At 57.6% G+C, this 363-nt stretch carries 1 protein-coding gene; it reads right to left on the reverse strand.

Annotated elements, in window-relative coordinates; all coding sequences use genetic code 11:
- Positions 1 to 361, reverse strand: a 361-nt coding sequence (tli1a, locus tag ACODSK_RS32685; protein WP_489022296.1) for a Tli1a family immunity protein, incomplete at its 3' end; no start/stop codon positions are given.
- Positions 362 to 363 lie beyond the last annotated feature (2 nt).

Genomic DNA, 363 nt, shown 5'->3' on the forward strand with positions numbered 1-363 from the left:
AGGGGAGGAAATGCACGGTGACGCCGCAGACTTTCTGGTTGGTGTAGTCGGGGACCAGGGCGAGTTTGCTGTGCTGCCGTTTTTGCGCATCAATCTTTTCGAGCCATGCGTCGTATTTGGCCTCATCAGCGAACCCTGGGAAGTCATCGGAATAAGCGACACCTGTCTCCCATTCAACCCGCACCGTCATTCCCGACACCCATTCGAACGGCAGACTGATATGCCCGCCTCCACCACCATGCCAAGGTCCGATAATGTCCAGCCCGGACTGCCCATCCACAGCGAAATGGTTGATTGCCCAGTGGGTATGGTTGATACCGATGATCCTGGCGTGGGCAGTCGCTGCCGGCAGGAGTGCCAACA

It is taken from the genome of Pseudomonas sp. FG98, from assembly GCF_057808595.1.